The following is a 1624-nucleotide window of genomic DNA, read 5'->3' on the forward strand; positions in this document are numbered from 1 at the left end:
CGAAAAATTAATCAAACTAATTGCGAGACGTTTAGCTCAAAAACCAAGTAGAAGATTCGAGCCAACTCGCCACGGTGGAATTTTGGATTTACGCCGAACGCTTCAAAAAAACTTCCGAAACGGTGAAGAAATACTATTTCTGCACCATAAAAAAGCCAAACCTACTCGTGTAAAGTTGTTTTTGATTTGCGATGTGAGTAAGTCGATGGAAATTTACAGTCGATTTTTCGTGCAGTTTATGTTTGCCTTCAAAAAAGTATATCACCGCATAGAAACGTATGTTTTTAGCACTTCATTACAACGAATTTCGGAAGAACTCAATGAATCTGATTTCCGCACGGCCCTACAAAAAGTTTCGGACACAGTTCCTCATTGGGCAGGTGGAACTGATATTGGGCAAAGCCTACAAAATTTCGCCGAAAACGACTGCCAACGACTTCTCGACCATAAAAGTATTGTGCTGATAATCAGCGATGGCCTTGACATGGGCGAACCTGAGCTTGTAGAAGAAAGCCTAAAAGCCATCAAAAAACGAGCGAATAAAATCGTGTGGCTTAATCCATTGGCTGGTCATGCGGGCTATAAACCCGAAGCTCGTTCTATGAAAGCCGCCCTCCCACTGCTTGATGTGTTTTCATCAGGACACAATTTTGAAACGTTGAAAGAGGTGATTTTGAAGTTGAAGGTTTAGAAATCAGTTAGACAAGTAATTCGTCATCGCTGCGGCGAACCGCTCGAATAATTCGTCATTCACCATATATCTTCGTAAATTGCCCAAAATTTCAGATAAAATAATGATAACTGTCGAACAAGCCGAGCAACTCATTTTAGAAAATGTCCTTACAATTCCCACCGAAAAAGTATCAATTGATGCCGCTCTGGGACGAATTTTAGCCGAAGATTTATGTGCCGACCGTGATTTTCCGCCCTTCAATAGAGTTACGATGGACGGTATCGCTATTCGACACGAGCAACTTTCAAAAGGGCAAACCAGCTTTTTGATTGAAGCAACTACGGCGGCGGGAAACTCCGAAAAAACCTTACAAAACCCCGAAAATTGTATTGAAGTAATGACTGGGGCAATGATTCCGCTCGGAACTGATGCCGTTATTCGATATGAAGATATTGAAATAAAAGATAAAACTGCCCGAATTACGATTGACACAAACGAAATCAAAGCAAGGCAAAATATTCACCCACAAGGTTCTGACCGCAAAACGGGTGATGTAATTGTGCCGAAAGGACGCAAACTTTCTCCTGCCGAAATCGGTGTGGCGGCTACGATTGGAAAACATGAGATTTTAGTACAACGAAAACTACGTGCGGTAGTTATTTCAACGGGAGAAGAAATCGTGCCAATTACCGAAACGCCATTGCCGCATCAGATACGCACCTCAAATGGATTTGCCTTACAAGCTTCGCTCAAAAACTGGGGACTTGAAACCGAAAATGTACTTTTACCCGATGACCAAGCAATCATTGAGGCAAAAATTGCAGCATTTATGGAAACTTTTGATGTGCTGATTTTAAGCGGTGGAGTTTCGGCGGGAAAATTTGATTTTGTACCAAAAGCTCTTGAAAATCAAGGAGTTAAAAAGCTTTTTCATAAAGTTTCGCAACGCCC

2 protein-coding genes are annotated in these 1624 nt (G+C 41.6%); both read left to right on the plus strand.

Annotated elements, in window-relative coordinates:
• On the plus strand, positions 1–691 hold a 691-nt coding region (locus ACOVO2_RS23010; RefSeq protein ID WP_421772222.1), incomplete at its 5' end, for a vWA domain-containing protein.
• A 103-nt stretch (positions 692–794) separates the two neighbouring features.
• The coding region (locus ACOVO2_RS23015; RefSeq protein ID WP_421772223.1) for a molybdopterin molybdotransferase MoeA at positions 795–1624 on the plus strand (830 nt) is incomplete at its 3' end.

Origin of the sequence: Emticicia sp. (assembly GCF_049241225.1) — a bacterium.
Classification (GTDB): Bacteria; Bacteroidota; Bacteroidia; order Cytophagales; family Spirosomataceae; genus Emticicia.